The 24,931-nt window shown below is 50.9% G+C and carries 23 protein-coding genes, 1 tRNA gene and 2 rRNA genes; 6 read left to right on the forward strand and 20 right to left on the reverse strand.

Features of this window, described 5'->3' with window-relative positions; translation table 11 throughout:
* The 3 genes from rrf (JQ822_RS24625) to rrf (JQ822_RS07640) all read left to right on the forward strand — a co-directional run.
* Window positions 1-75 (forward strand): 5S ribosomal RNA (gene rrf / locus JQ822_RS24625); the annotation flags it as partial.
* A 14-nt stretch (window positions 76-89) separates the two neighbouring features.
* Window positions 90-165: transfer RNA gene (locus tag JQ822_RS07635), tRNA-Thr, on the forward strand.
* 38 nt (window positions 166-203) lie between these two features.
* Window positions 204-319: ribosomal RNA gene (rrf, locus tag JQ822_RS07640) — 5S ribosomal RNA — on the forward strand.
* A gap of 89 nt (window positions 320-408) precedes the next feature.
* Here rrf (JQ822_RS07640) and JQ822_RS07645 read toward each other — a convergent pair.
* The 7 genes from JQ822_RS07645 to JQ822_RS07675 all read right to left on the reverse strand — a co-directional run bounded on the left by JQ822_RS07645 (window position 409) and on the right by JQ822_RS07675 (window position 9,798).
* Window positions 409-1,167, reverse strand: coding sequence for an amino acid ABC transporter ATP-binding protein (locus tag JQ822_RS07645; RefSeq protein WP_213132994.1), 759 nt, complete (start codon window positions 1,165-1,167; stop codon window positions 409-411).
* 7 nt (window positions 1,168-1,174) lie between these two features.
* Window positions 1,175-2,278, reverse strand: a complete 1,104-nt coding sequence (locus tag JQ822_RS07650; RefSeq protein ID WP_213132995.1) for an amino acid ABC transporter permease — start codon at window positions 2,276-2,278, stop codon at window positions 1,175-1,177.
* 9 nt (window positions 2,279-2,287) lie between these two features.
* Window positions 2,288-3,469, reverse strand: coding sequence for an amino acid ABC transporter permease (locus JQ822_RS07655; RefSeq protein WP_213132996.1), 1,182 nt, complete (start codon window positions 3,467-3,469; stop codon window positions 2,288-2,290).
* Between the two features lie 69 nt (window positions 3,470-3,538).
* A complete protein-coding gene (locus tag JQ822_RS07660) occupies window positions 3,539-4,564 on the reverse strand; it encodes an amino acid ABC transporter substrate-binding protein (protein ID WP_213132997.1) in 1,026 nt (341 codons plus the stop codon).
* A 459-nt stretch (window positions 4,565-5,023) separates the two neighbouring features.
* On the reverse strand, window positions 5,024-5,245 hold the full coding sequence (locus JQ822_RS07665) for a membrane protein (protein WP_048213468.1): 222 nt from the start codon (window positions 5,243-5,245) through the stop codon (window positions 5,024-5,026).
* A gap of 270 nt (window positions 5,246-5,515) precedes the next feature.
* Window positions 5,516-8,629: an efflux RND transporter permease subunit gene (locus JQ822_RS07670; protein ID WP_213132998.1), complete on the reverse strand. Its 3,114-nt coding sequence runs from the start codon at window positions 8,627-8,629 to the stop codon at window positions 5,516-5,518.
* 11 nt (window positions 8,630-8,640) lie between these two features.
* Window positions 8,641-9,798: an efflux RND transporter periplasmic adaptor subunit gene (locus JQ822_RS07675; RefSeq protein ID WP_213132999.1), complete on the reverse strand. Its 1,158-nt coding sequence runs from the start codon at window positions 9,796-9,798 to the stop codon at window positions 8,641-8,643.
* A 414-nt stretch (window positions 9,799-10,212) separates the two neighbouring features.
* On the opposite strand from JQ822_RS07675, the gene envR reads away from it, so the two are divergent.
* A complete protein-coding gene (envR, locus tag JQ822_RS07680; RefSeq protein ID WP_213133000.1) occupies window positions 10,213-10,869 on the forward strand; it encodes an acrEF/envCD operon transcriptional regulator in 657 nt (218 codons plus the stop codon).
* Window positions 10,870-10,931: 62 nt separating this feature from the next.
* Here the strand turns inward: envR and JQ822_RS07685 are convergent, their stop codons facing one another.
* From JQ822_RS07685 to acuI, 12 genes are all read right to left on the reverse strand, one after another.
* The gene (locus JQ822_RS07685; protein WP_003025279.1) at window positions 10,932-11,096 is read right to left on the reverse strand and encodes a DUF2556 family protein; all 165 of its coding nucleotides are present in this window, start codon (window positions 11,094-11,096) and stop codon (window positions 10,932-10,934) included.
* A gap of 82 nt (window positions 11,097-11,178) precedes the next feature.
* Window positions 11,179-12,063 (reverse strand): adenine-specific DNA-methyltransferase, encoded by an 885-nt coding sequence (gene yhdJ, locus JQ822_RS07690; protein WP_213133001.1) that lies wholly within the window; start codon window positions 12,061-12,063, stop codon window positions 11,179-11,181.
* An 87-nt stretch (window positions 12,064-12,150) separates the two neighbouring features.
* Window positions 12,151-12,447, reverse strand: a complete 297-nt coding sequence (gene fis / locus JQ822_RS07695) for a DNA-binding transcriptional regulator Fis (protein WP_000462905.1) — start codon at window positions 12,445-12,447, stop codon at window positions 12,151-12,153.
* A gap of 25 nt (window positions 12,448-12,472) precedes the next feature.
* Complete coding sequence (gene dusB, locus JQ822_RS07700) at window positions 12,473-13,438, reverse strand: tRNA dihydrouridine synthase DusB (RefSeq protein ID WP_181618030.1); 966 nt, start codon at window positions 13,436-13,438, stop codon at window positions 12,473-12,475.
* A 359-nt stretch (window positions 13,439-13,797) separates the two neighbouring features.
* The gene (gene prmA, locus JQ822_RS07705; protein ID WP_213133002.1) at window positions 13,798-14,679 is read right to left on the reverse strand and encodes a 50S ribosomal protein L11 methyltransferase; all 882 of its coding nucleotides are present in this window, start codon (window positions 14,677-14,679) and stop codon (window positions 13,798-13,800) included.
* 11 nt (window positions 14,680-14,690) lie between these two features.
* A complete protein-coding gene (gene panF, locus JQ822_RS07710) occupies window positions 14,691-16,142 on the reverse strand; it encodes a sodium/pantothenate symporter (RefSeq protein WP_213133003.1) in 1,452 nt (483 codons plus the stop codon).
* On the reverse strand, window positions 16,132-16,374 hold the full coding sequence (locus JQ822_RS07715; RefSeq protein WP_096755460.1) for a YhdT family protein: 243 nt from the start codon (window positions 16,372-16,374) through the stop codon (window positions 16,132-16,134). The genes panF and JQ822_RS07715 overlap by 11 nt, the downstream gene beginning before the upstream one ends.
* 107 nt (window positions 16,375-16,481) lie before the next feature.
* Complete coding sequence (accC, locus tag JQ822_RS07720; RefSeq protein WP_135324122.1) at window positions 16,482-17,831, reverse strand: acetyl-CoA carboxylase biotin carboxylase subunit; 1,350 nt, start codon at window positions 17,829-17,831, stop codon at window positions 16,482-16,484.
* Between the two features lie 10 nt (window positions 17,832-17,841).
* Entirely contained in the window at window positions 17,842-18,312 is a 471-nt protein-coding gene (gene accB / locus JQ822_RS07725; protein WP_135324123.1) for an acetyl-CoA carboxylase biotin carboxyl carrier protein, read from the reverse strand.
* Window positions 18,313-18,703: 391 nt separating this feature from the next.
* Entirely contained in the window at window positions 18,704-19,303 is a 600-nt protein-coding gene (gene msrQ / locus JQ822_RS07730) for a protein-methionine-sulfoxide reductase heme-binding subunit MsrQ (RefSeq protein ID WP_213133004.1), read from the reverse strand.
* Entirely contained in the window at window positions 19,304-20,305 is a 1,002-nt protein-coding gene (gene msrP, locus JQ822_RS07735; RefSeq protein ID WP_213133005.1) for a protein-methionine-sulfoxide reductase catalytic subunit MsrP, read from the reverse strand. It lies immediately after the preceding gene.
* A gap of 77 nt (window positions 20,306-20,382) precedes the next feature.
* A complete protein-coding gene (gene acuI, locus JQ822_RS07740) occupies window positions 20,383-21,357 on the reverse strand; it encodes an acrylyl-CoA reductase (NADPH) (RefSeq protein ID WP_213133006.1) in 975 nt (324 codons plus the stop codon).
* Between the two features lie 225 nt (window positions 21,358-21,582).
* Here acuI and csrD point away from each other — a divergent pair, with 225 nt between their 5' ends.
* The gene (gene csrD / locus JQ822_RS07745; RefSeq protein WP_213133007.1) at window positions 21,583-23,523 is read left to right on the forward strand and encodes an RNase E specificity factor CsrD; all 1,941 of its coding nucleotides are present in this window, start codon (window positions 21,583-21,585) and stop codon (window positions 23,521-23,523) included.
* Window positions 23,524-23,531: 8 nt separating this feature from the next.
* On the opposite strand, the gene JQ822_RS07750 is transcribed toward csrD, so the two are convergent.
* Window positions 23,532-23,852, reverse strand: coding sequence for a hypothetical protein (locus tag JQ822_RS07750; protein ID WP_153880057.1), 321 nt, complete (start codon window positions 23,850-23,852; stop codon window positions 23,532-23,534).
* Here JQ822_RS07750 and mreB point away from each other — a divergent pair.
* Entirely contained in the window at window positions 23,830-24,873 is a 1,044-nt protein-coding gene (gene mreB / locus JQ822_RS07755; protein WP_000913396.1) for a rod shape-determining protein MreB, read from the forward strand. The genes JQ822_RS07750 and mreB overlap by 23 nt on opposite strands.
* The last annotated feature ends 58 nt before the right edge of the window (window positions 24,874-24,931 follow it).

The raw sequence follows: 24,931 nt of genomic DNA on the forward strand, positions 1-24,931 counted from the left end.
GAACTCAGAAGTGAAACGCCGTAGCGCCGATGGTAGTGTGGGGTCTCCCCATGCGAGAGTAGGGAACTGCCAGGCATCAAATTTAGTGTGCTGATATGGCTCAGTTGGTAGAGCGCACCCTTGGTAAGGGTGAGGTCCCCAGTTCGACTCTGGGTATCAGCACCAGTTTTTAGGTTAAAGTTCGGCGCATAGAAAAGAATTTGTCTGGCGGCTGTAGCGCGGTGGTCCCACCTGACCCCATGCCGAACTCAGAAGTGAAACGCCGTAGCGCCGATGGTAGTGTGGGGTCTCCCCATGCGAGAGTAGGGAACTGCCAGGCATCAAATAAGTGAAAAGGCCATCCGAAAGGATGGCCTTTTTGCGTTCATGCGTATCAAAAAACGACCGGATCTTTATCCGCCGATGACTTTAATGTATCACTTGCGATAAAAATGCACGTGTACGTTCAGATCGTGGATTGGCAAAAAACTCATCCGGGGGAGCCTGTTCCACTATTTCGCCAAGATCCATAAAGATCACTCTGTCCGCGACTGTACGGGCAAAGCCCATTTCATGTGTGACACACAGCATTGTCATTCCTGACTGTGCCAGACCAATCATGGTATCCAGCACTTCTTTCACCATTTCAGGATCCAGCGCAGAGGTGGGTTCATCAAACAACATGATTTTGGGTTTCATGCACAGTGAGCGCGCAATAGCCACACGTTGCTGCTGTCCTCCGGAAATTTGTCCCGGGAATTTATGCGCATGTTCCGCAATCCGAACCCGTTCAAGGTAGTGCATCGCCAGCACTTCAGCCTCTTTCTTTGGCATCTTGTGGACCCAAATAGGGGCCAGCGTACAGTTTTGCAGGACCGTTAAATGAGGAAAGAGATTAAAGTGCTGAAAGACCATGCCGACTTCTTGTCTGACGCGCTCAATGTTGCGAATATCTTCATTAAGCTCAATTCCATCCACCACAATGCGGCCCTGCTGATGTTCTTCCAGATGATTAATACAGCGGATGGTTGTCGATTTACCAGAGCCAGAAGGCCCGCATAATACGATACGCTCCCCTTGCTTCACCTTCAGGTTAATATTCTTAAGAACATGAAACTGCCCATACCACTTGTTGACGTTTTCCAGCGTAATCATCGCGTCGGTAGACTGCATTAATAATTGGCTCATAAATTCCTCAGTGCGGTGTACGCCCGGTGTTAAAACGTTTTTCCAGATGCTGGCTGTAACGAGACATGCTGAAACAGAAAATCCAGTAAATTAGCGCGGCAAAAACGTAGCCTTCTGTCGACATTCCCAGCCAGGCCGGATCGACAGTCGCTTGTTGTACGCTGCTGAAGAGATCAAACAGACCAATGATGATGACCAGGCTGGTATCCTTAAACAGCGCGATAATCGTGTTGACCAGGCCGGGAATGACCAACTTAAGCGCCTGGGGAAGAATAACCAGCCCTTGCGTCTTCCAGTACCCCAGCGCCAGTGATTCGGCAGCCTCATACTGGCCCTTTGGCAGGGCCTGTAATCCTCCGCGAACAACCTCTGCGACATAGGCCGACTGGAAAAGGATCACACCGACCAGCGCGCGAATCAGTTTGTCGATACTGGTACCTTCCGACATAAACAACGGAAGCATCACCGAAGACATAAACAGGACGGTGATCAACGGCACTCCGCGCCAGAACTCAATAAAAATAACGGATAAAACCCGCACGACAGGCATATGAGAACGGCGACCCAATGCCAGTAAAATCCCCCACGGAAGCGCACCCGCAATACCGACGGACGCGATGATAAGCGTCAGCGTCAATCCGCCCCATTGCCGGGTTTCTACGCGTTCGAGACCGAAAAAGCCACCGTACATCAACCACCAAACCACAATGGGATATACCACTGCCCAGACGGCGATATAGCGGCCACGGTGGGTCATGGCTTTCCAGAACATAGGTACGATAGAAAGCAGACCGATAATCAGGGCCAGATTTATCCGCCAGCGCTGATCGTGTGGATAGAGCCCATACATGAATTGGCCAAAGCGTTCATGGATGAACACCCAGCAGGCCCCGGTTTTAGTACAGTCTGCGCGGGTAGACCCAACCCAGTTGGCCTGCAAAAATGCCCAGTTGAATAAGGGAGGAATGAACTCCCACATTAACCACATGCACAACAGCGTAAGCAGGCTATTTGACCAACTGGAGAACAGATTTTTACGCACCCACAACATAACGCGTCCTGCGTGGTTATTGTTTTGGCGCGCGGGGTGAGACAGCAGTGCTTTTGTCATCATGGCTCCTTAGCGCTCAATCAGTGCGATCCGACGGTTATAAATATTCATCAACAGAGAAATGCTCAGGCTGATGATCAGATACACCGACATGGTAATAGCGATGGTTTCAATGGCCTGCCCTGTTTGGTTTAGTACGGTTCCGGCAAACAGTGAAACCATATCCGGGTAGCCGATGGCCGCAGCCAGAGAGGAGTTTTTAACGATATTCAGGTACTGGCTGGTCAGTGGAGGAATAATGACGCGCAGCGCCTGTGGAATGATAACCTGGCGAAGCGTTACTGGATTTGGCAGGCCCAGTGAACGTGCGGCTTCATGCTGACCATATGGAACCGCTTGAATACCGGCGCGAATAATTTCTGCAATAAATGCGGAGGTATACACTGAAAGCGCCAGCGTCAGCGCCGCCAACTCGGGAATCAGCACCATACCGCCACGGAAGTTAAACCCGCGTAATTCAGGGACATCCCAGTGAAGTGCTGCGCCAAAAAACCATTGTGAAATCATGGGCAAAAACACGATCAGGGCCAGAGCAGTAGGCCAGGTTCTACGTAGCTGACCCGTTTTGGTCTGATGTTTTTTATTAAAGCGAAACAGCCCAATAGAGACGACAACAGCAATCAGGACGGAGGTGCAAAAGGCAACAAGGCCTTCTCCCATTTGCGGTGCCGGAATATAGAGCCCGCGGTTGCTCAGAAAGGCGAGATCCAATGCGTTAACGGCCTGACGTGGGCCGGGCAGATTACGTAATACGGCGAAATACCAGAAGAAGATTTGTAGCAGCGGGGGAATATTGCGGAACGTTTCGATATAAATTGTCGAGAACTTGCGCAGTAACCAGTTATCAGACAGTCGTGCCAGCCCAAGAAAGAAGCCGAGAAACGACGCAAAAACGATGCACAACGCAGAAACTAACAGCGTATTGAGCAGGCCGACCAGAAATACCCGACCGTATGTATCGCCCTGCTCGTAGTCAATCAGATGCTGGACAATGCCAAATCCGGCACTTCGATCGAGAAAAGAAAATCCCGAGGTAATACCGCGACTGCTCAGGTTATTAATTGTGTTATGAATGAGATAGACCGCAATGCTGATGACCACAATGACGGCAAGTATCTGGAATAACCAGGCGCGGACCGCAGGGTTAGAAAAGGAGAATGATCCTTTTACGTTTGAGCGGCGATGGAGCATAAGAAAACCTCGGTAACTATGACCCTGGGCTGAGCGCCGCATTTGCGGCGCCCGTTACATCACTACGGATTAGCGCACCGGCGGTGCATACTGAATACCGCCGTTATTCCAGAGGTTGTTCTGTCCACGTTTGATCTTCAGTGGACTTTCCGATCCCACGTTACGTTCAAAGATCTCCGAGTAATTCCCTACCTGCTTAATAATGTGGTAAGCCCATTTGTTATCCAGCTTAAGATCTTTGCCGTAGTCACCCTCTTTACCTAACAGGTGTGCCATATCTGGTGTTGCCGGATTAGCAGCTTTTTCATCGACGTTTTTCGAACTAACGCCCATCTCTTCAGCGTTCAGCATGGCGAATAGCGTCCAGCGAACGATGGAGAACCACTCATCATCACCACGACGCACGACAGGTCCCAGCGGCTCTTTAGAGATAACTTCGGGTAGGACGATCCATTCTGCGGGATTGCTGAGTTTGATTCGCAGGGCGTACAGCTGAGACTGGTCGGAGGCAAGCGTATCGCAGCGGCCAGATTCCAGTGCCTTAGCGGATTCGTCCGAGCGGTCAAAGGTGACGGGGGTGTACTTCATGTTGTTGGCCTTAAAGTAATCGGCCACGTTCAGTTCGGTATCTGTTCCTGCCTGGATGCAAACCGTTGCGCCATCCAACTCTTTAGCGCTCTTCAGTCCCGCTTTATTGTGGGTAAGAAAACCAATGCCGTCGTAATACGTTACGCCAGTGAAAGACATGCCCATACCTGCATCACGAGAGGAGGTCCAGGTGGTATTACGTGAAAGCAGATCGACTTCACCAGACTGTAAAGCCGTAAAGCGCTCTTTGGCGGTGAGTGGGGTATATTTTACTTTTGTGTCATCACCAAATACGGCAGAGGCAACACCGCGGCAAACATCGACATCGATACCTGAAAATTTACCGTTTGCATCGGCGTAAGAAAAGCCAGGCAAACCATCACTGATACCGCATTGTACAAACCCTTTTTTCTTTACAGCATCAAGCGTTGCGCCGGCATGTGCCTGATTTGCAATCGCAAGCAACACGCCGGCCGCAGCCAGGCTGGCTATTATCATCTTTTTCATAGAGCATCCTGTGTGGAGGAATTATTGTTATGGAGACGTTCTGAAAACGTCTTTTACCTGTCTGTGTCTTTGGCCATACTCTTCTAAGCAAAGGTAGTGCCAGTTTTTTGCGACCGAATATTCGACGCAGTATGCAGAGTGTAGACAGGAAAAAATAAATGCAGCGCCCTGAAGTGGTGCAAAATTGAAACGTAAGCCACATTTCAGCGCAAAAAAATTAAAATTCAGACAGAACGCGTGATAACGATTTCGGGCGTTAATATTGATGGCGTGAGAATAATGAAGAGAAGACGTGTTGTTACTAAGAATACAAAAAATGCTAATTTTACATCGTGGATATGTGAAGGAAATCTATAATAATCTTATTCTATGATTGATATCTTACACCAACGTTTTGTCTTATATAAAAATTTATCTTTGTGGCTAAAAGCGCGGCAGGTACCGCGCTTTTAAGAGGATTCATTTGGTCAGGGCAACGATCCCGAGCGTCAGACCTGCAACGGCGGCAGCACCACCGGCGATTGCGCCTGCGGTTTCCCAGTTATCCTGCGTGGTGCCTTTCATACAAGTATTGGTATGAACCAGGCGGCCCTGATCGTCATAAACAGGTACGCAAGGAGAATCGTGTGCACAGCCTGCCAGTAATGCCGTCAGCAATGCAACGGGTATTAATCTTTTCATGGTGTTACCTCTAAAATAAGCGTTTCGCTAATAAAGCAATGACTAACGCAAAGCTATCTGCGAAATCGAGAGCTATTTTACCACTTCTTAAAAAAAGACTGACATGAGGAATAATCTCAATTCGTGTGGTTTGTAAACATAATGAATAAATCAGGTGGCAATAGATGCTTTTTCGGTGAGAGGTGAGAAAAAATAAACAGCTATCTTATTAATAAATAAAGATCTCAACATCAGGTAAAAAGGCGTCCGAGGACGCCTTTATTTTACAAATTAATTGCTATGCCGACTAAAACGTCGTCTAACGACAACAAAGAAGACGGGGACGAAGAAGATGGCTAACAATGTGGCGGTGAGCATCCCCCCCATAACGCCGGTGCCGACCGCATTTTGCGCGCCACTACCTGCGCCGCGACTGATGACCAGCGGCATAACTCCCAGAATAAAGGCCAGGGAAGTCATCAGGATAGGGCGAAGACGCATGCGGGAGGCTTCCAGTGTTGCCTCAATCAAGCCTTTGCCTTCTTTATCCATCAGGTCTTTGGCAAACTCCACAATCAGTATGGCGTTTTTGGCAGAGAGACCAATGGTGGTGAGCAGGCCGACCTGGAAGTACACATCGTTATTCATCCCACGCAGCGACGCGGCTAACAACGCACCGACAACACCAAGCGGTACCACGAGCATGACGGAGAATGGAATTGACCAACTCTCATATAATGCGGCAAGACAAAGGAAGACAACGATTAACGAGATGGCATACAGCGCGGGTGCCTGGTTACCTGACAAGCGTTCCTGATAGGACATACCGGTCCAGTCATGACCAATACCGGTTGGCAGTTTCTCTGCCAGGCTTTCCATCAGCGCCATTGCTTCACCGGTACTTCTACCCGGTGCAGCCTCTCCCAGTAGCTCCATTGATGGCATACCGTTGTAGCGTTCCAGTCGCGGTGAGCCATAAACCCATTGAGAAGAGCTAAATGTTGAGAATGGTACCATTTCACCATTGGCGCTGCGGACATACAGATTATTGATATCCTCCGGCAACATACGGAATTTTGCATCAGCCTGGACATACACTTTTTTCACGCGACCACGGTCAATGAAGTCATTGACGTAATAACCCCCCAGTGCAGCGGAGATGGTTTGGTTAATATCAGATAAGGAGACGCCCAGCGCCTGCGCTTTTTCCTGATCCACATCCAGCTTGAACTGTGCGGTATCTTCCAGGCCGTTAGGCCGTACGCGAACCAGCAGGTCCGGGTGTTTTGCAACCATCCCCAGCAACTGATTACGTGCCTGAGTCAACGCCGTGTGCCCCAGCCCGCCCTGGTCAATCAACTCGAAGTCAAAGCCGGTTGCCGTACCCAATTCAACAATGGCTGGCATGTTGAAGGGGAACACCAGACCGTCACGAATCTGGCTAAAGGCGCGGGTCGCACGGGCAATAATCGATTCAACGTTATTCTCTTTTCCGCTACGCTCTTCCCAGGGCTTGAGGCTGACAAACGCCATCCCGGAGTTTTGACCTTGTCCGCTGAAGCTAAAACCGTTAACCGTAAAGACGCTTTCAACGTTGGCTTTCTCGGTGTTCAGGTAGTAGTGGGTTACCTGGTCCAGCACCTTTTGGGTGCGTTCCTGCGTTGCGCCAGCCGGAAGCTGAATCATGGTCAGGAATACGCCCTGATCCTCTTCTGGCAGGAAGGAGGTTGGCAGGCGCATAAACAGCACCGCCATCCCAACAACGATGATCAGATAGACGATCAGATAACGCCCGGTTTTACGGACAATACCGCTGACACTATTAGTGTAGTGGTTGACGCTGTGGTCGAATTTGGCATTAAACCAGCCAAAGAAACCGCTCTTTTTCTCGTGATGCTCTGCTGACACTGGTTTGAGCAATGTGGCACAAAGCGCAGGAGTCAGAATCAATGCGACCAGCACGGAAAGCGCCATGGCAGAAACGATGGTGATAGAGAACTGGCGGTAAATCGCTCCAGTGGAGCCGCCAAAGAAGGCCATCGGGATAAACACCGCTGACAGCACCATAGCGATACCCACCAGCGCCCCTTGAATCTGCGACATGGATTTCTCCGTCGCCTCTTTGGGGGGCAGGTTTTCTTCCACCATCACGCGTTCAACGTTCTCGACCACCACTATCGCATCATCGACCAGTAGGCCGATGGCGAGCACCATCCCGAACATTGTCAGGGTGTTTATCGAGTAGCCAAACGCCGCCAGTATGGCAAAGGTTCCTAGCAGTACGACGGGGACGGCGATGGTTGGAATGAGCGTGGCGCGGATGTTTTGTAGGAACAGGTACATTACCAGGAACACCAGCACAATCGCTTCAAACAGCGTTTTCACCACCTCATGAATGGAGATAGTGACGAACGGTGTGGTGTCGTATGGGTAAACGACTTTCATTCCCTGCGGGAAGAACGGTTGCAGTTCAACCAGTTTGGCTTTAATTGCGTTGGCGGTATCCAGTGCGTTTGCACCGGTTGCCAGCTTAATACCCAGACCGGAGGCCGGTTTACCGTTAATACGTGCAACGACGTTGTAGTTTTCACCACCCAGCTCAATTCGCGCTACATCCTTCAGATGGACAACAGAGCCGTCGCTGTTCACGCGTAAGGTCACTTTGCCGAACTCTTCAGGGTCTTTCAGACGCGTTTGCGCAATGATTGAGGCGTTAAGCTGTTGATTGGGTAATGCAGGTGTCCCCCCTAACTGACCTGCGGCTATCTGATCGTTCTGCACTTTCAACTGATTAATGACATCAACCGGCGTAAGCTGGTATTTGTTCAATAAATTTGCATCCAGCCAGATACGCATGGCGTACTGCGCACCAAACAGCTGCACATCACCCACGCCATTCAAGCGGCTGATGGCGTCTTTAACGTTAGAAGCGACATAGTCAGAGATGTCATCTTGCGTAGTCTGCGGATTGTCAGAAACAAAACCTGCGACCATCAGAAAGCTGCTGCTTGATTTCTCAACGCCAATACCCTGCTGCTGGACTTCCTGCGGCAGTAAAGGAGTCGCGAGCTGCAGTTTGTTTTGTACCTGCACCTGAGCGATATCGGGATCGGTACCGGACTGGAACGTCAGTGTGATAGTCACGCTGCCAGCAGAGTCGCTGGTGGAGGACATATACATCAGGTTATCGATACCATTCATGTTTTGTTCGATAACCTGCGTAACGGTGTCCTGCACCGTTTGCGCATCCGCACCAGGGTAGGTTGCGGAAATAGCAACGGCTGGGGGCGCAATAGTAGGGTACTGCGCCACAGGCAGTTGCATGATTGCCAGCGCACCTGCCATCATCAAAATGATGGCCAGTACCCAGGCAAAGATAGGACGCCTAATAAAAAAGTTTGCCATGTCCGGTTACCTTATTGCGCCGCAGTCGCTGCCGGGGCATCAGTGGTGGCTTTAACCTGCACGCCTGGACGCGCTTTCTGTAAACCACTCACGATGACTTTGTCGCCTGACTGTAGGCCTTCGCTAATCAGCCACTTGTCGCCAATAGCTTGCACGGCGATGACCGGGCGAGCCTCAACCTGACTCTTGTCGTTGACGACCATCACGGTGGCATCGCCGCGTGGCGTACGTGTCACTCCCTGTTGCGGAACAAGGATGGCATTGGGTTGAACGCCTTCATCAACGCGCGCACGTACGAACATGCCGGGCAGGAGGGTGTGCTGCGGGTTAGGGAACACGGCTCTGAGGGTGATCGAACCGGTACTTTCATCAACCGTCACGTCAGAAAATTGCAGCGTGCCCTTCAGCGGATATGACTGACCATTCTCCATTACCAGTTCGACGGTGCTGCTGGTGCTGTCTTTATGCAGACTGCCTTGTGCTATGGACTGTTTGAGGCGCATAAAGTCGTTACTGGACTGCGTCACGTCAACATAAATCGGATCCAGCTGTTGCACGGTGGCGAGTTCTGTCGCCTGACCATTAGTGACCAGTGCGCCTTCGGTGACGTTAGATTTACCAATACGTCCACTAATGGGGGATGTCACTTTGGTGTAGGCAAGGTTGATGCGGGCACTTTCGACAGCAGCTTTGGCGGCAATAACTGAGGCATCGGCCTGACGGGCATCAGCAATCGCCTGATCGTACTCTTGCTGACTGATGTATTTTGTTCCGACCAGTGGAACATAACGTTTTACCGTTAAGTGTGCGATTGCTGCCGCGGCTTCACTCTTTGCCAGTTCGCCTTTGGCGCTGTCATAGTTAGCCTGGTAGGTCGCAGGATCGATCTGATAAAGCGACTGGCCAGCTTCAACATCGCTGCCTTCAGTGAAATTCCTTTTGAGTACGATCCCGCTGACCTGGGGGCGGACTTCTGCAATGCGAAATGAGCTTGTACGCCCAGGTAATTCGGTCGTCACGGCCAGGGGGGCCGACTCGACAACATGGACAGTCACCTGTGGCTCGGTGGGATGAGCTTGCGTTTCGCCCTGATCATTACAACCGGCGAGTAATGCAGCGGAGATGATGATGAATGAGGGCAGGAGCGAGAACCTGGCAGTTTTCGTCATTTCTATTCCTTAAAAAACCGAAAGCTCGTTATTTTCCGGGGTAATGGCAGGGCGATAACGCGCACAAATAAAAATAATAGTTGGCTATCCTACAAATAATTAGCTTGCGATGTAAGCAATACTTATTTTGCTACGTAACACACGGCACATAAAAACAAAAAGAGGAGAATCAACTACCCTTTCATTAAGCGAATGAATAGTCATGTTCTGACGCGCATTAACACATATTGAAATAAACATTTAATTGGTGAATGTATTAATTGGTTTTATTTGTGCTGTTTATTTATATGGGGCGTGCGTAATGTAATATTTTAGAACTCGTCTAAATAAAAGCTAAGTGATACATTAATTCAGTACAGTAAATATTAGATAAGAAACTTTATCATTCTCTACTTTGTCTCAGGCATTTGAATCATGGCGAGAAAAACGAAAGCTGATGCCCTCAAAACGCGGCAGCACCTGATTGAAACGGCGATTGTGCAGTTTGCTGCGCGTGGTGTCGGCAATACAACGCTTAACGACATTGCGGACGCCGCCAACGTGACGCGCGGGGCAATCTATTGGCATTTTGATAATAAAAGCCAGTTGTTTAATGAGATTTGGCTGCAGCAACCCCCCTTGCGCGATCTTATTCAGGACCAACTTATCGGGCGCTGGGGTGACAACCCGTTACAGAGGCTACGGGAGAAATTAGTCGTGGGTTTGCAATATATTGCTAAAATTCCTCGCCAGCAGGCATTGATGCAGATTTTATATCATAAATGTGAATTCCATAACGATATGATATCGGAGCAGGATATTCGCGATAAAATAGGTCTTTGCCATCAAAAGATGCGTGAATCATTACAGAAATGTATGGATGAAAACCTTATCGCCACGAGTCTGGATTTAGACGTCATCCTCATTATTTTGCACGGTAGTTTTAGTGGAATAATAAAAAACTGGTTAATGAATCCAGTCAGTTATGATCTTTATGCGCAGGCACCGGTATTAGTGGATAACGTATTAAAAATGTTAAGTCCCGATGGTTGGGTGATACAATTTGTTGAGAATGAAAATCAGGTTGGGTAGTTTCAGGCGATCGCATTCAGCCGCCATGGCGTGACGGCTGTAAAATGTATGCTGCGGATGAGCTATTCAAGGTCGACGCAGTTGACCAGCTTGAGGGGATTTACCGAGTTCATATTTCGGCACTTATCGTGCTCTGTTGTCATCAACTCTATCCACTGTATAAGTAGCGCATCAAAAAGAAAAACGAAGACAGCAAAAACAACCAGCCACCAATACTTGCGAATCATTACCAAATCCTGTGTATTCATGCCCAAGCGTGCAGGAAATATACACGAAATCTGGATGCTGAAAAGCAGACTTACAATGCTTTTACTTTGTTGAAGTTACGCCGTTTTTTTCAGCTAATCGACTCTTTTTAGACGGATTTTTTGTCTTTCGCTTTTTTACCTTTGCAAGGTCATTTGCTGAAAAGTGGGAGCTAATGCTCAGTCTTCGAAGCCCCATCTTTATGTATTCGTCATTGACTTCGATACCGACAAATCTGCGACCCAACGCCACTGCAGTCGCGCCGGTGGTGAAACTACCTGCAAACGGATCTAACACCATCTCGTCCGGGTTAGAGGATGCGAGAATGATGCGCTCCAGCAGAGCTTGAGGTTTTTGGGTTGGGTGGTTTTCGTATTCATCCATCAGATAACGAACGCGGGGAAATTCCCAGACGTTACCGGGCACCTTTTTCTGATTATAAGGCTGGGGCGGATTCTTTCGGTAATCGATCAGCGCGCGTTTGGCGCCGGTTTTCGCCTCAACCAGAATGTCATCACGATTAAAGGTATAGCTTTTCGGATCTTTGACCATCATCAGGATCGGTTCATACATCGAACCAAAGAAGTTTTTGGCCTGTACCCCCGAGCTATCATAGGACCACACGATGCGGCTTTTTATGGTAAAAAGCTGTCGGCATTTGAGGTCGATATACGGCATGTTCTCCGTACTGTTCATGATGTACATGGTGCCTTGCGGCCTGAGGATTCGATGACACTCATTAATGCACTCAAACAACCAGGCCAGAAAGGTCTCTTCATCCCAGGATTCCACCAGTCCGTCAAAATCTTTGCCGATGTTATAAGGCGGGTCGGCAAAAATGAGATCGACGCTTGCAGGCGGCAATTTCTTCAGTTCTGTCAGCGCATCACCGTGGATTACCTTTTTCGATTCATCGCCAAAATAGACGGGTTCACATCCTGCGTTCATCGTTAAAGCCTCTGTGTGATGCCTATAAAAAAGGCGCCTCCCCATGCCGAGTAGCGCCTTTTAAAACAAACATTTCGCTGATTGTTATCAGTTCATGCCGTATTTTTTCAGTTTTTTACGCAGCGTACCACGGTTGATGCCCATCATCAGGGCAGCACGGGTCTGGTTACCGCGGGTGTATTGCATCACCATGTCCAACAGGGGCTGTTCTACTTCAGCCAGTACCAGCTCGTAGAGATCATTAACATCCTGACCATTCAGTTGAGCAAAATAGTTCTTCAGTGCCTGTTTAACCGAGTCACGCAGGGGTTTTTGAGTTACCTGATCCTGAGAGTTAACGGTAGAAACGGTCAGTACGTCAGAATTTACGCGTTGTTCGAACATAGTTCTGTCAGCTCTTTATTTCTGTTTACGCAAAATTTTCGAAGTATGCCTCCAACGCCGCCAGCTGTTCGCTGGAATCTTCAATGGCGTTGAATGTGCGCCGAAACTGGTCATTTGGAGCGTGTTCCTGGAGATACCAGGATACGTGTTTACGCGCAATTCGGTACCCTTTTGCCTGACCATAAAAGTCATGCAGTTCCCGAACGTGCGCACAAAGCAAGCGCTTCACCTCTGCCAGAGGCAGCGGGGGCAGCAACTCCCCAGTGTCCAGATAATGCTGGATTTCCCGAAAGATCCAGGGTCTTCCCTGAGCTGCACGGCCTATCATCAGGGCATCCGCCCCCGTATAGTCGAGCACAGCTCTGGCTTTATGCGGGTCAGTAATGTCGCCATTCGCGATAATCGGAATGGAAACTTTCTGCTTAACTGCCCGAATACTGTCGTACTCAGCATCTCCATTGAACAAACAGGCGCGGGTGCGTCCGTGAATGGTCAGAGCCTGAATGCCACAGTCTTCAGCCAGTTGGGCAATCTCTACGCAGTTACGGTGTTCCGGAGCCCAGCCGGTGCGAATCTTTAGAGTGACAGGAACGTCCACTGCATTGACGACCTCGGTTAGTATCGACTTCACTAAATCCGGGTACTGCAAGAGGGCTGAACCTGCAAGCTTGCGATTCACTTTTTTAGCCGGACACCCCATATTGATATCAATAATTTGGGCGCCGCTTTCCACGTTAATACGTGCGGCATCGGCCATTTCAACAGGGTCGCTACCGGCAATTTGCACCGTGCGAATTCCTGGCTCATCAACGTGTACCATCCGTAAACGAGACTTGTCACTTTCCCAGACCTGCGGGTTAGAAGACATCATCTCGGATACCGTCAATCCTGCTCCCATCTCGTAGCACAGCGTCCTGAATGGTCTGTCAGTGATACCAGCCATAGGTGCTGCGATCAGGCGATTTCTGAGCTGATATTGTCCGATACGCATGAGTTAAGAAATGACCATACTGTGACTGCAAGGCGGCGTATATTACGCATTTTTTGCTCGAGATGAAAGGCCAAACTTTGACCAATCCTCTGAGGTGGATCAATGAATTGCTGGTTACGTGCTCAGTTTAAAATTAAATTCTTTGATAATCATTTAGATACATTCATGTGGTAATTTTGCGTCCATTTATAAATTCCGAAAACTTCTCTTTTTTTATTACTCCTGAGGTAAATGAATCAGGATAAAAAGCTGTTTTTATGAACAAATAATGGCTATTGAATGAGATCTCGCTCTCATTTCCGCAAATCCTTTTGCGAAAAAAAGAGCGATTTTATCGTGAACAACAGTAACAAGAGGGCCTATTTCTTACGACCAGTAATGCGGCACCATTCTTCTTTCTCGATGACCGGATCGAGCGTAAAGAGATCGGCATAGGCTTCACAGACGCCCTCCGCCTGGCTGGCGAGAATACCGGAAAGCCCCAGTAAACCGCCCTCAACCGGCAGGACGCTGATTAATGGGGCCAGCTCACGTAAAGGGCCAGCAAGGATGTTGGCAACCACCACGTCGGCTTTCATTGCTTCTGGCTGGTCCTGCGGCAGGTACAGCTCCAGACGGTCAGAAACGCCGTTACGCTGTGCGTTATCGCGACTTGCCTGAATGGCCTGTGGATCGATGTCTACACCAATGGCTTTCGTTGCCCCCAATTTGAGTGCCGCAATAGCCAGAATACCGGAGCCACAGCCAAAATCGATAACCGTTTTACCTTCTAAATCTAGTCCGTCCAGCCATTGCAGACACAGAGCAGTCGTTGGGTGAGTGCCCGTACCAAACGCCAGACCCGGGTCCAGCATCACGTTGACGGCGTTCTCATCCGGCACATCGCGCCAGCTTGGGCAAATCCACAGACGTTCGCCAAAGCGCATTGGGTGGAAGTTATCCATCCATTCGCGCTCCCAGTCTTTATCTTCAAGCTGTTCGATTTTATGCACGAAGCCCGCGCCCAGCAGCGGATGTTGCTCCAGAATAGCAACCACCTCTTTCATGTCGGCTTCTGCATCGAACAGACCCGTTACATTGGTGTCACCCCAAAGACGGGTCTCGCCCGGCAGCGGTTCAAACACCGGCGTATCATGCGTGTCCTGGAAGGTGATAGAAACGGCACCCGTTTCCATCAGCGCATCGCTCAACTCTTCTGCATTTGCACCGGTCGTGTTTAGTTTCAGTTGGATCCAAGGCATGGCAAAACTCTTTATTTATCAGTAGTCAATATGACGGCTTGCGGAGCGGCAGAACCAAAACGGTTTCCGACCAGGAAAGCCAGCAAACTTAGCAGCAATGAGGGCACAATCGGATGGAAGCCCAGGTACTGAATGTTAAAGGTGGCAAGTATGGCATACAGCACCCCACCGATAATCATGGCGCTTAATGCTCCCGCTGCGTTCGCGCGCTCCCAGTACAGGCCCAGCACCAGCGGCCACAGGAACACGGCTTCCAGCCCACCAAACGCCAGGAGGTTGAGCCAGATGATCATTTCTGGCGGCTTCCAGGCAGCCAGCAGCAGCAATGCCCCCAACAGCAGAGTGATCACCGCCGACATGCGCTTCAATCGGGTTTCATTTTGCAACTGTTCCGGGCGCAGGTTCAGGTAGAGATCTTTAATGATCGTAGCGGAACTTTGCAGCAATTGGGCGTTGATCGTCGACATGATCGCGGCCATGGGTGCAGCAAGGAAGATCCCGGCGGCAATCGGCGGCAGAACTTTTACCATCAGGGTAGGGATGACCAGATCCGGTACTGTCAGGTCGGGGAGTACCGCGCGTCCGAGCGCACCCGCCAGATGCATACCAAACATCAGGATCGCCACGACAATCGTGCCGATAATAATTCCACGATGGACTGCTTTGCTGTCTTTGTAGGAGATGCAGCGTACTGCGGTATGTGGCAGGCCAATCACGCCAAAACACACCAATACCCAGAACGAAGTCATAAAGGTCGGAGACAGCATGTCATCAGCGCCTTGCGGAGTCACCAGCTTCGGATCGATGGTTTGCAGCGTCGCTACCGCATTGCTGAGGCCGCCGGCAGCGTGGACAACGCCGACCAGCAGGACAATCGTCCCAATCAGCATTACCATGCCCTGCATCGTGTCGTTGAGCACGCTGGCGCGGAATCCACCGAATGCGGTGTATAACGCGATGCTGATACCAAAAATTAGCAGGCCGGTTTCGTAGGGGATCCCCGCTGCGGTTTCCAGCAAACGCGCACCGCCAATGAACTGCACGGTCATCGCGCCAACGAAAGCCACCAGCAGGCTGAGGCTCGCCAGCCAGACCAGCAAACGACTCTGATAGCGGGCAAACAGCATGTCGTTGAGGGTGACGGCGTTGTAGCGTCGCGCCAGAATAGCGAATTTCTTGCCAAGAATGCCCAGCGACAGCCAGACGGCCGGTAGCTGGATCATTGCCAACAGGACCCATCCCAGCCCGTATTTATACGCGGCACCCGGACCGCCAATAAACGAACTCGCGCTGATGTACGTCGCGGTCAGCGTCATGGCTAATACGACCCCGCCCATAGAGCGGCTGCCGAGGAAATACTCATTCAGGAACGTGCCGGTCGTTCTCTTTCTCATTGCGTAAACAGAGAGACCAAACACCACCACAAGATAGGCGACAAGCGGCAAAATCACTTCAAGCTGCATCGTCATCCTCCAGAGGAATATCGCGATAGATAAATTTCACCATCGCCCAGCACAGTACAATGAAAACCAGCGGTGTCAGCAGACAGGCCATTTCGAACCAGTGTGGTAAGCCGGTAAAGCCCAGCGTGGAGTCTGGTAAGTAAGCGGCCACTAACCATGTGGCAAGATAGAAAAGGGTCAGCCACAGCGCCCAGCGCGCCTCTTTATGGGCCTGAACAAAACGAGCGTCCATTTTTTGTCCCTTGTGGATAAAGAAAGCGGGGATTGTACCTTATGGGACGTACCGGAGGGGAGAAAAACAAAAGGCCGGAGAATCCGGCCTTTTCGGTTAATGCGTACTTACTTTTCCTGAAGTCCGAGTTTTTTCTCCAGGTAGTGGATATTGGAACCACCACGCTGGAAGTGCTCGTCGTTCATGATGCGGATCTGCAGATCAACGTTGGTTTTGATACCGTCGATGATCAGTTCCTGCAAGGCGTTTTTCATGCGGGCAATGGCCACGTCACGGTTTTCGCCATAGCAAATCAGCTTACCGATCATTGAGTCATAGTACGGCGGTACGGTGTAGCCCGCGTAAATATGAGACTCCCAGCGCACACCAAAACCACCCGGCGCGTGGAAACGCGTAATTTTACCCGGGCTTGGCAGGAAGGTATTCGGGTCTTCGGCGTTGATACGGCATTCTACCGCATGGCCTTTAACCACAACTTCATCCTGCTTGATGGACAGCGGCTGACCCGCAGCGATACGCAGCTGCTCTTTAATCAGGTCAACGCCGGTGATCATTTCGGTAACGGGGTGTTCAACCTGGATACGGGTGTTCATTTCGATGAAATAGAACTCGCCGTTTTCGAACAGGAACTCAAAAGTACCCGCCCCACGGTAGCCGATATCCACACAGGCTTTGGCGCAACGTTCGCCGATGTAACGACGTAGTTCTGGGGTAATGCCCGGCGCTGGCGCTTCTTCGACAACTTTCTGGTGACGACGCTGCATAGAGCAGTCACGTTCTGCCAGATAGATAGCGTTACCCTGACCATCAGCCAGTACCTGGATCTCGATGTGACGAGGATTTTCCAGGTATTTTTCCATGTACACCATGTCGTTGCTGAAAGCAGCTTTCGCTTCAGCTTTGGTCATTGCGATGGACTGCGCCAGATCGGTGTCGCTGCGCACAACGCGCATACCGCGACCGCCGCCGCCGCCGGAGGCTTTGATGATAACCGGGTAGCCGATGCGTTTGGCATGAGCGCGGTTAGCGTCCATGTCGTCACCCAGCGGGCCGTCAGAGCCTGGAACGGTCGGTACGCCTGCTTTCTTCATGGCGGTGATTGCAGACACTTTGTCACCCATCAGGCGGATGGTGTCGGCTTTCGGGCCGATGAAGATAAAGCCGGAACGTTCTACCTGCTCGGCAAAGTTGGCGTTCTCAGACAGGAAACCATAGCCCGGGTGGATAGCCACCGCGCCAGTGATTTCAGCGGCGCTGATAATTGCCGGGATATTCAGATAGCTTTTAACAGACGGAGCCGGGCCAATACAGACCGTTTCATCTGCCAGTAATACGTGTTTTAGATCGCGATCCGCGCTTGAGTGCACAGCGACGGTCTTAATGCCCAGCTCTTTACAGGCACGAAGAATACGCAAGGCAATCTCGCCACGGTTGGCGATAACGATTTTATCCAACATGTTCGCCTCGTTACTCGATGACGACCAGCGGCTCGTCAAATTCTACCGGTTGACCACTTTCGACCAGAATCGCTTTTACGACGCCGGATTTATCGGCTTCGATCTGGTTCATCATTTTCATGGCTTCAACGATGCACAGGGTATCGCCCGCATTCACTTTCTGACCCACTTCGATAAACGGTTTGGCGTCAGGGCCCGGGGTGCGGTAGAAAGTACCAACCATCGGGGAACGTACGATGTGACCACTGATTTCCGCTGCTGCAGGGGCTTCCATGCTCGGAGCTGCAGTCTGTGCGACAGCGTTAGACAGAGCAGGTTGTTGCATCATTGGTGCAGCATAAGCCTGTTGCATCATTGGGAAACCTGCATTTGGCGCTGCGCGGCTGATGCGTACAGACTCTTCGCCTTCAGAAATTTCCAGTTCGGAGATGCCTGATTCTTCAACCAGCTCGATCAGTTTTTTAATCTTACGAATATCCATGAGTGGGTTCCGTACTCTTTGTTTAGTGAAATTGTGACAGGCGTTTTATCGCCGTCTGTATAGCATTTGAATGACTGTTGGTGACGAGATGTCACCCTCTCTGGCGTTGCACTGCGTGCCGTAACCATTAAATGAGATTTCAAAACTTATCAGTCATTATGTGGCTATCTTCTGCCATTTTCGGGTAAAAGACAAAATATACCTTCAATACCCGGTTGTCACCCTTTCAGCGCTGTAAAAACGCCTTCGGGGAAGGCAAGGTCGCACATTATAACCATTTCGTAGCAATTGGCAGCTAAATACTGGTCTTATCAGGGAAGATAATCAACTGCCGACATGTAAAGAACGTGGGTTCATCTGTGTTTTGCAACGCACTGCACATATCGCAGAACTACCGCCACCACTGGCGGAACTTCTTGTAACGACAGGCTAACAGCGCGACGGCGAGCGCGGCATAAATGATCGGTTGCGGCGATAAAATCTTCACCGACCACAGATAATGAATGGGTGCCAGGATCGCCACAAGATAGACGAAGTTGTGCAAAAGTTGCCAGCGTTTGCCCAGTTTCCGCTGCGCCGCCTGCGTGGAAGTGAGCGTGAGGGCAAATAGCAGCAGCCAACTGATAATCCCCAGCATCAGGTAAGGTCGTGTTATTAGCTCCCGACCTAACAGACCCAGGTTTTTAATGCCCAGTTCCAGCAGCGCATAGCTGGTTAAATGCAAGGTGGCCCAGGCAAAACACCATAACCCTAACAGGCGGCGGGTGCGTATCAATAATGGTTGTTTAGCGTAGCGCGCCAGCGGCGAGACCAGCAAGGTTGCCAGCAGGAATTTCAGAGCTGTCCTACCGGTAAAATGTTGAATGTCTTTGACCGGATCGGCGCTTAATCCACCGTGATTGACTGCCCAAAAGAGCCAGACAAAAGGTAATAATCCCGCAAGATGCAGGCAAACTTTCAGCCAGGTGATGTGTTTTGCCGTCAGACGCACTTAAAAATTCTCCCGCAGATTAAGGCCACGGTAAAGCGAAGCGACGTCATCAGCATAGCCATTAAACAGCAGCGTGGGCTGGCGCTGTACGTCCAGAATACCGCCTGCGCCAATAAAACGTTCAGTAGCTTGTGACCAGCGTGGGTGATCGACACCAGGGTTTACATTGGCATAAAACCCATACTCATTGGGCGCAGCCATATTCCAGGTCGTTGGAGGGCGTTCCCGCGTGAGTTTAATGCTGACTATCGACTTAATACCTTTAAAACCATATTTCCACGGCACGGTTAAGCGAATGGGTGCGCCGTTCTGCGGGGGAAGCGCTTTGCCATAAACTCCCACGGTGAGCAGCGTCAGCGGGTGCATGGCTTCATCAAGGCGTAACCCCTCAACGTAGGGGTATTTCAGCCCCCCGCCAATAAAACGATCTTTCTGTCCCGGCATATCATCCGGCGCGTAAAGTGTTTCGAACGCCACATATTTCGCGTTGCTGGTGGGTTCAACCAGTGCCAGAAGCTTATGTAAAGGAAAGCCAATCCACGGCACGACCATAGACCAGGCTTCTACACAGCGCATGCGATAAATGCGTTCCTCGAGTGGGAAACGGCTGGTCAACGCATCGTGATCGAGGGTTAACGGTTTTGCCACTTCGCCGCTAATTTTCAGCGCCCAGGGATCGGTTTTCAGGCTGCCAGCATTGGCTGCCGGGTCAGCTTTGTCGAGACCGAACTCATAGAAGTTGTTGTAGCCAGTGACTTTATCCTCCGGTGTTAAAGGTAATGTATTTTGCCAGGCTGCGGGTTTCGTGAAATCAAGCGGTTTCCCGGCCGGGGCGGGTGGGCGGTCATTACCTTTAAACCAACCCAGCAGGTCAGCCTGGGCTGTGGGAGAGAGGGAAAGGGCCGTTGCGCTGATACCCAGTGCTTTCAGTACCTGGCGACGTTGCAGCATAAAAACAGATTCTGCCGTTACATCAGTTTCCGTCAGTTTTTTGGGTTTCATATCATCCTCCGTCATGCGTTTTGCTAAGCATGACGGAGGCAAAGGCTTATCGCGAATTTATCACGAAAAATTGCAGATTAGGCGATCTTCACCAGCGTGCGGCCCTGCACCTGGTTATTGATGATGGCGTCGGCAAACTTTGGTGCATCAGCAAGCGTAATTTCAGTTGCGGCCTGGGAATAGAACGATTCCGGCAGGTCATGCACCAGGCGCTGCCAGGCTTGCGCACGGCGCGCCGGTGGCGTCATTACGGAATCGACACCCTGCAAACGCACATTGCGCAGAATAAATGGCATCACCGTGGTGGGCAGCGCAAACCCGCCCGCCAGACCACAGGCGGCAACGCAGCCACCGTAGTTCATCTGTGCGAGGACTTTTGCCAGCACTTTGTCGCCAACGGTATCAATGGCACCTGCCCACAGCTGTTTTTCCAGCGGACGAGTTTCAGCAAACTCATCACGGCCGAGGATTCGGTTGGCGCCCAGACTACGCAGGTAATCGTGGGTACTTTCGCGACCGGACACGGCCACAACCTGATACCCCAATTTATGCAATAGCGCAACGGCAGTACTGCCCACGCCGCCGCTGGCGCCGGTGACGACAATTTCGCCGTCTTCCGGGCGGATCCCGGCATCTTCCAGCGCCATCACGCACAGTATCGCGGTAAAACCGGCGGTGCCGATGATCATCGCGTTGCGGCTATTCAATCCTTTTGGCAGTGCAACCAGCCAGTCGCCTTTTACGCGCGCACGTTCGGACAATCCGCCCCAATGGTTTTCGCCTACGCCCCAACCGGTCAGTAACACCTCCTGACCTGCATGAAAACGGGGATCTTCACTGTGGCGAACGGTACCGGCGAAATCGATACCAGGAATCATCGGAAAATTACGGATAATTTTTCCCTTGCCGGTGATGGCCAGGGCGTCTTTATAGTTCAGGCTCGACCAGTGAACATCCACCGTCACATCGCCTTCTGGTAGCTGACTTTCGTCGAGGGGTTGAACGGATGCGAGGGTTTTTCCGTCCTGCTGTTCTAAGATCAAAGCCTGCATAACCTGTCCTCAATTCATATAGTGGATTGGAAAATTAATTATGAAGACTATACTCGCTAATCAAAACGTGATGTCGATTCTGCGCAATAAATTGCCAGATACACCTGATTTGGTAGTATGCCCACATTATTTATGTAAATTGGCGGATTTCGCGTTCATTTTTGCATTTTCGTGTCGCTTTTCTATTTTCATATCTGATTCATAACTGTCGGAGTTAACACAAGGATGCGATTAACGACGAAATTTTCAGCTTTTGTCACGCTGCTCACAGGGTTAACGATCTTCGTGACGCTGATCGGCTGCTCGCTGAGTTTCTACAATGCGATCCAATATAAGTTCACCAGTCGCGTTCAGGCCGTCGCGACGGCGATCGACACGCATCTTGTCTCTAGAGATTTTATCGCCTTAACGCCGCAAATAGACGAGCTGATGATGTCGGTTGATATCGTTCGCGTTGAGTTGCTGCAAGGGGAAAATCCGGTTTATAGCCATTCCCGCACCAGCAGCTATCGTCCGGCGGGAACAAACAACCTGTATCGTGATATCACCGTGCCATTGGTCAAGCATCCGGGGATGTCACTACGCCTGGTGTATCAGGATCCGATGGGCAATTATTTCCATTCGCTGATGACCACCGCACCGCTCACGCTGTCGATTGGTTTTATTATCCTGATGCTATTTTTGTCGGTGCGCTGGCTACAGCGCCAGCTTTCCGGTCAGGAACTGCTGGAGATTCGTTCAACGCGGATCCTGAACGGTGAACGTGGGCCCAACGTGCGGGGAACGGTGTATGAATGGCCTGCGCGTACCAGCAGTGCGCTCGATATGCTGCTTACCGAAATTCAGAATGCACGTGAGCAGCGAAGCAGACTGGATACGCTTATCCGATCGTATGTGGCACAGGATACAAAAACCGGGCTGAGTAACCGTTTATTCTTTGATAATCAGCTGGCGACGCTGCTGGAAGATCAGGAGAAAGTGGGGGCCCACGGCGTGGTGATGATGGTGCGCCTGCCAGACTTTACGCTTTTGCGTGACAGTTGGGGAATTGACATTGCGGAAGAACAAATCTCAACGCTGATCAATTTATTGTCGACCTTTATTACGCGCTATCCGGGGGCGCTGCTGGCACGCTACCACCGTAGCGATTTCGCCATCCTGCTGCCGCACCGCACCTTGAAAGAAGCGGAAAGCATCGCCGGGCAGTTGTTAAAAGCGGTTGATGCCCTTCCGGCTAACAAAAAAATCGATCGTGCCGATATGATTCATATTGGTATTTGCGTCTGTCGCAGCGGTCAGTCTGCGGAACAGGTGATGGAGCACGCTGAAGTGGCAACCCGTAATTCGGTATTACAGGGAGGAAACAGTTGGTCAGTTTATGACGACTCATTGCCGGAAAAAGGTCGGGGTAATGTACGCTGGCGCACGCTTATTGAGCAGATGCTTAGCCGCGGCGGCCCAAGAATTTATCAAAAACCGGCGGTGACGAATGAAGGGCGGGTACATCATCGGGAATTAATGTGCCGTATTTTTGATGGCAGCGAAGAAGTTATCTCGGCGGAATATATGCCGATGGTGCTGCAATTTGGCCTGGCGGAAGAGTACGATCGTTTGCAGATTAGCCGTCTGATCCTGCTCCTGGGTTATTGGCCGCAGGAAAACCTGGCGATGCAGACAACGGTTGAGTCACTTATCCGCCCGCGTTTTCAGCGCTGGCTGCGTGATACTTTGATGCAGTGCGAAAAATCGCTTCGTAAACGCATAATTATTGAACTTGCTGAGGCAGATGTTTGTCAACACATCAGCCGGTTACAGCCCGTTATCCGTTTGATGGATGCGCTTGGTGTCCGTATTGCCGTAACGCAGGCAGGGTTGACGCTGGTGAGTACCAGCTGGATTAAAGAAATCAACGTCGAATTATTGAAGCTTCACCCAAGCCTGGTGAGGAATATTGATAAGCGCACGGAGAACCAACTGCTGGTTCAGAGCCTGGTGGAGGCCTGTTCAGGCACGCCAACGCAGGTTTATGCCACCGGCGTTCGTTCGCGTAGCGAGTGGCGTACGCTGACAGAACGTGGAGTGATGGGTGGGCAAGGTGATTTTTTTGCTGCATCACAGCCACTTGACACAAACGTGAAAAAATATTCGCAAAGATATTCGGTTTAACCTGCCGTTTAATTTGTTTTCACGTAGAATAACGCGCGCTGTGCCTTCTGGGGGTGTGCTTGTCTGCTCGCCAGGATGTAACAGCAAACATGCAGGTGAATGACCTTTGACAGGTTGCAAACAAAAGCGAGGAGTGCTGCTGATTTTTTCAGCCCTGATGGACTCAGGCCGGTTTTGTAACAAAGGAAACGAACTGCACTAATTTTCACCGTAGCAGATGATTTTTCCGCCTTGTCGCTGCTGCGTGTGGTTGGTAAAGTAAGCGGATTTTGTTTTCCGCCCCAGCTTTCAGGATTATCCCTTAGTATGTTGAAAAAATTTCGTGGCATGTTTTCCAATGACCTGTCCATTGACCTGGGTACCGCGAATACCCTTATTTATGTAAAAGGACAAGGCATCGTATTGAATGAGCCTTCCGTTGTGGCCATTCGTCAGGATCGTGCCGGTTCGCCGAAAAGCGTGGCTGCCGTAGGTCATGATGCGAAGCAGATGCTGGGTCGTACGCCGGGCAATATTGCGGCAATTCGCCCAATGAAAGACGGCGTTATCGCTGACTTCTTCGTGACTGAAAAAATGCTCCAGCACTTTATCAAGCAAGTGCACAGCAACAGCTTTATGCGCCCAAGCCCGCGCGTGCTGGTGTGTGTACCGGTTGGAGCAACTCAGGTTGAACGTCGTGCTATCCGTGAGTCCGCTCAGGGCGCTGGTGCGCGTGAAGTGTTCCTGATCGAAGAGCCGATGGCTGCAGCGATTGGTGCGGGTCTGCCCGTTTCCGAAGCAACCGGTTCTATGGTGGTGGATATCGGTGGTGGTACTACTGAAGTCGCCGTTATCTCCCTGAACGGTGTGGTTTACTCCTCCTCCGTGCGTATCGGTGGTGACCGTTTCGATGAAGCCATCATTAATTATGTGCGTCGTAACTACGGCTCCCTGATCGGTGAAGCTACCGCTGAACGTATCAAACACGAAATCGGATCGGCTTACCCGGGCGACGAAGTGCGTGAGATCGAAGTTCGCGGGCGTAACCTGGCCGAAGGCGTTCCACGTGGCTTTACCCTGAACTCTAACGAGATTCTGGAAGCGCTGCAGGAACCACTGACCGGTATCGTGAGCGCGGTAATGGTTGCCCTGGAACAGTGTCCGCCAGAACTGGCGTCTGACATCTCCGAGCGCGGCATGGTGTTGACCGGTGGTGGTGCACTGCTGCGTAACCTTGACCGTCTGTTAATGGAAGAGACCGGTATTCCAGTCGTTGTCGCTGAAGATCCGCTGACCTGTGTGGCGCGCGGCGGCGGCAAAGCGCTGGAAATGATCGATATGCACGGCGGCGACCTGTTCAGCGAAGAGTAATCGGGTACCGGCAGGGTTAACATCCGATTGCCCTGCCGAATCTGATACGAGAATACGC

Origin of the sequence: Citrobacter sp. FP75, assembly GCF_018342065.1 — a bacterium.
Lineage (GTDB): Bacteria > Pseudomonadota > Gammaproteobacteria > Enterobacterales > Enterobacteriaceae > Citrobacter.

Excerpts from the sequence above, each read along its gene's own strand:
- JQ822_RS07645 (WP_213132994.1), bottom strand. The coding sequence starts at position 1,167 with ATGAGCCAATTATTAATGCAGTCTACCGACGCGATGATTACGCTGGAA.
- JQ822_RS07650 (WP_213132995.1), bottom strand. The coding sequence starts at position 2,278 with ATGACAAAAGCACTGCTGTCTCACCCCGCGCGCCAAAACAATAACCAC.
- JQ822_RS07655 (WP_213132996.1), bottom strand. The coding sequence starts at position 3,469 with ATGCTCCATCGCCGCTCAAACGTAAAAGGATCATTCTCCTTTTCTAAC.
- JQ822_RS07660 (WP_213132997.1), bottom strand. The coding sequence starts at position 4,564 with ATGAAAAAGATGATAATAGCCAGCCTGGCTGCGGCCGGCGTGTTGCTT.
- JQ822_RS07665 (WP_048213468.1), bottom strand. The coding sequence starts at position 5,245 with ATGAAAAGATTAATACCCGTTGCATTGCTGACGGCATTACTGGCAGGC.
- JQ822_RS07670 (WP_213132998.1), bottom strand. The coding sequence starts at position 8,629 with ATGGCAAACTTTTTTATTAGGCGTCCTATCTTTGCCTGGGTACTGGCC.
- JQ822_RS07675 (WP_213132999.1), bottom strand. The coding sequence starts at position 9,798 with ATGACGAAAACTGCCAGGTTCTCGCTCCTGCCCTCATTCATCATCATC.
- envR (WP_213133000.1), top strand. The coding sequence starts at position 10,213 with ATGGCGAGAAAAACGAAAGCTGATGCCCTCAAAACGCGGCAGCACCTG.
- JQ822_RS07685 (WP_003025279.1), bottom strand. The coding sequence starts at position 11,096 with ATGATTCGCAAGTATTGGTGGCTGGTTGTTTTTGCTGTCTTCGTTTTT.
- yhdJ (WP_213133001.1), bottom strand. The coding sequence starts at position 12,063 with ATGAACGCAGGATGTGAACCCGTCTATTTTGGCGATGAATCGAAAAAG.
- fis (WP_000462905.1), bottom strand. The coding sequence starts at position 12,447 with ATGTTCGAACAACGCGTAAATTCTGACGTACTGACCGTTTCTACCGTT.
- dusB (WP_181618030.1), bottom strand. The coding sequence starts at position 13,438 with ATGCGTATCGGACAATATCAGCTCAGAAATCGCCTGATCGCAGCACCT.
- prmA (WP_213133002.1), bottom strand. The coding sequence starts at position 14,679 with ATGCCTTGGATCCAACTGAAACTAAACACGACCGGTGCAAATGCAGAA.
- panF (WP_213133003.1), bottom strand. The coding sequence starts at position 16,142 with ATGCAGCTTGAAGTGATTTTGCCGCTTGTCGCCTATCTTGTGGTGGTG.
- JQ822_RS07715 (WP_096755460.1), bottom strand. The coding sequence starts at position 16,374 with ATGGACGCTCGTTTTGTTCAGGCCCATAAAGAGGCGCGCTGGGCGCTG.
- accC (WP_135324122.1), bottom strand. The coding sequence starts at position 17,831 with ATGTTGGATAAAATCGTTATCGCCAACCGTGGCGAGATTGCCTTGCGT.
- accB (WP_135324123.1), bottom strand. The coding sequence starts at position 18,312 with ATGGATATTCGTAAGATTAAAAAACTGATCGAGCTGGTTGAAGAATCA.
- msrP (WP_213133005.1), bottom strand. The coding sequence starts at position 20,305 with ATGAAACCCAAAAAACTGACGGAAACTGATGTAACGGCAGAATCTGTT.
- acuI (WP_213133006.1), bottom strand. The coding sequence starts at position 21,357 with ATGCAGGCTTTGATCTTAGAACAGCAGGACGGAAAAACCCTCGCATCC.
- csrD (WP_213133007.1), top strand. The coding sequence starts at position 21,583 with ATGCGATTAACGACGAAATTTTCAGCTTTTGTCACGCTGCTCACAGGG.
- mreB (WP_000913396.1), top strand. The coding sequence starts at position 23,830 with ATGTTGAAAAAATTTCGTGGCATGTTTTCCAATGACCTGTCCATTGAC.
- JQ822_RS07750 (WP_153880057.1), bottom strand. The coding sequence starts at position 23,852 with ATGCCACGAAATTTTTTCAACATACTAAGGGATAATCCTGAAAGCTGG.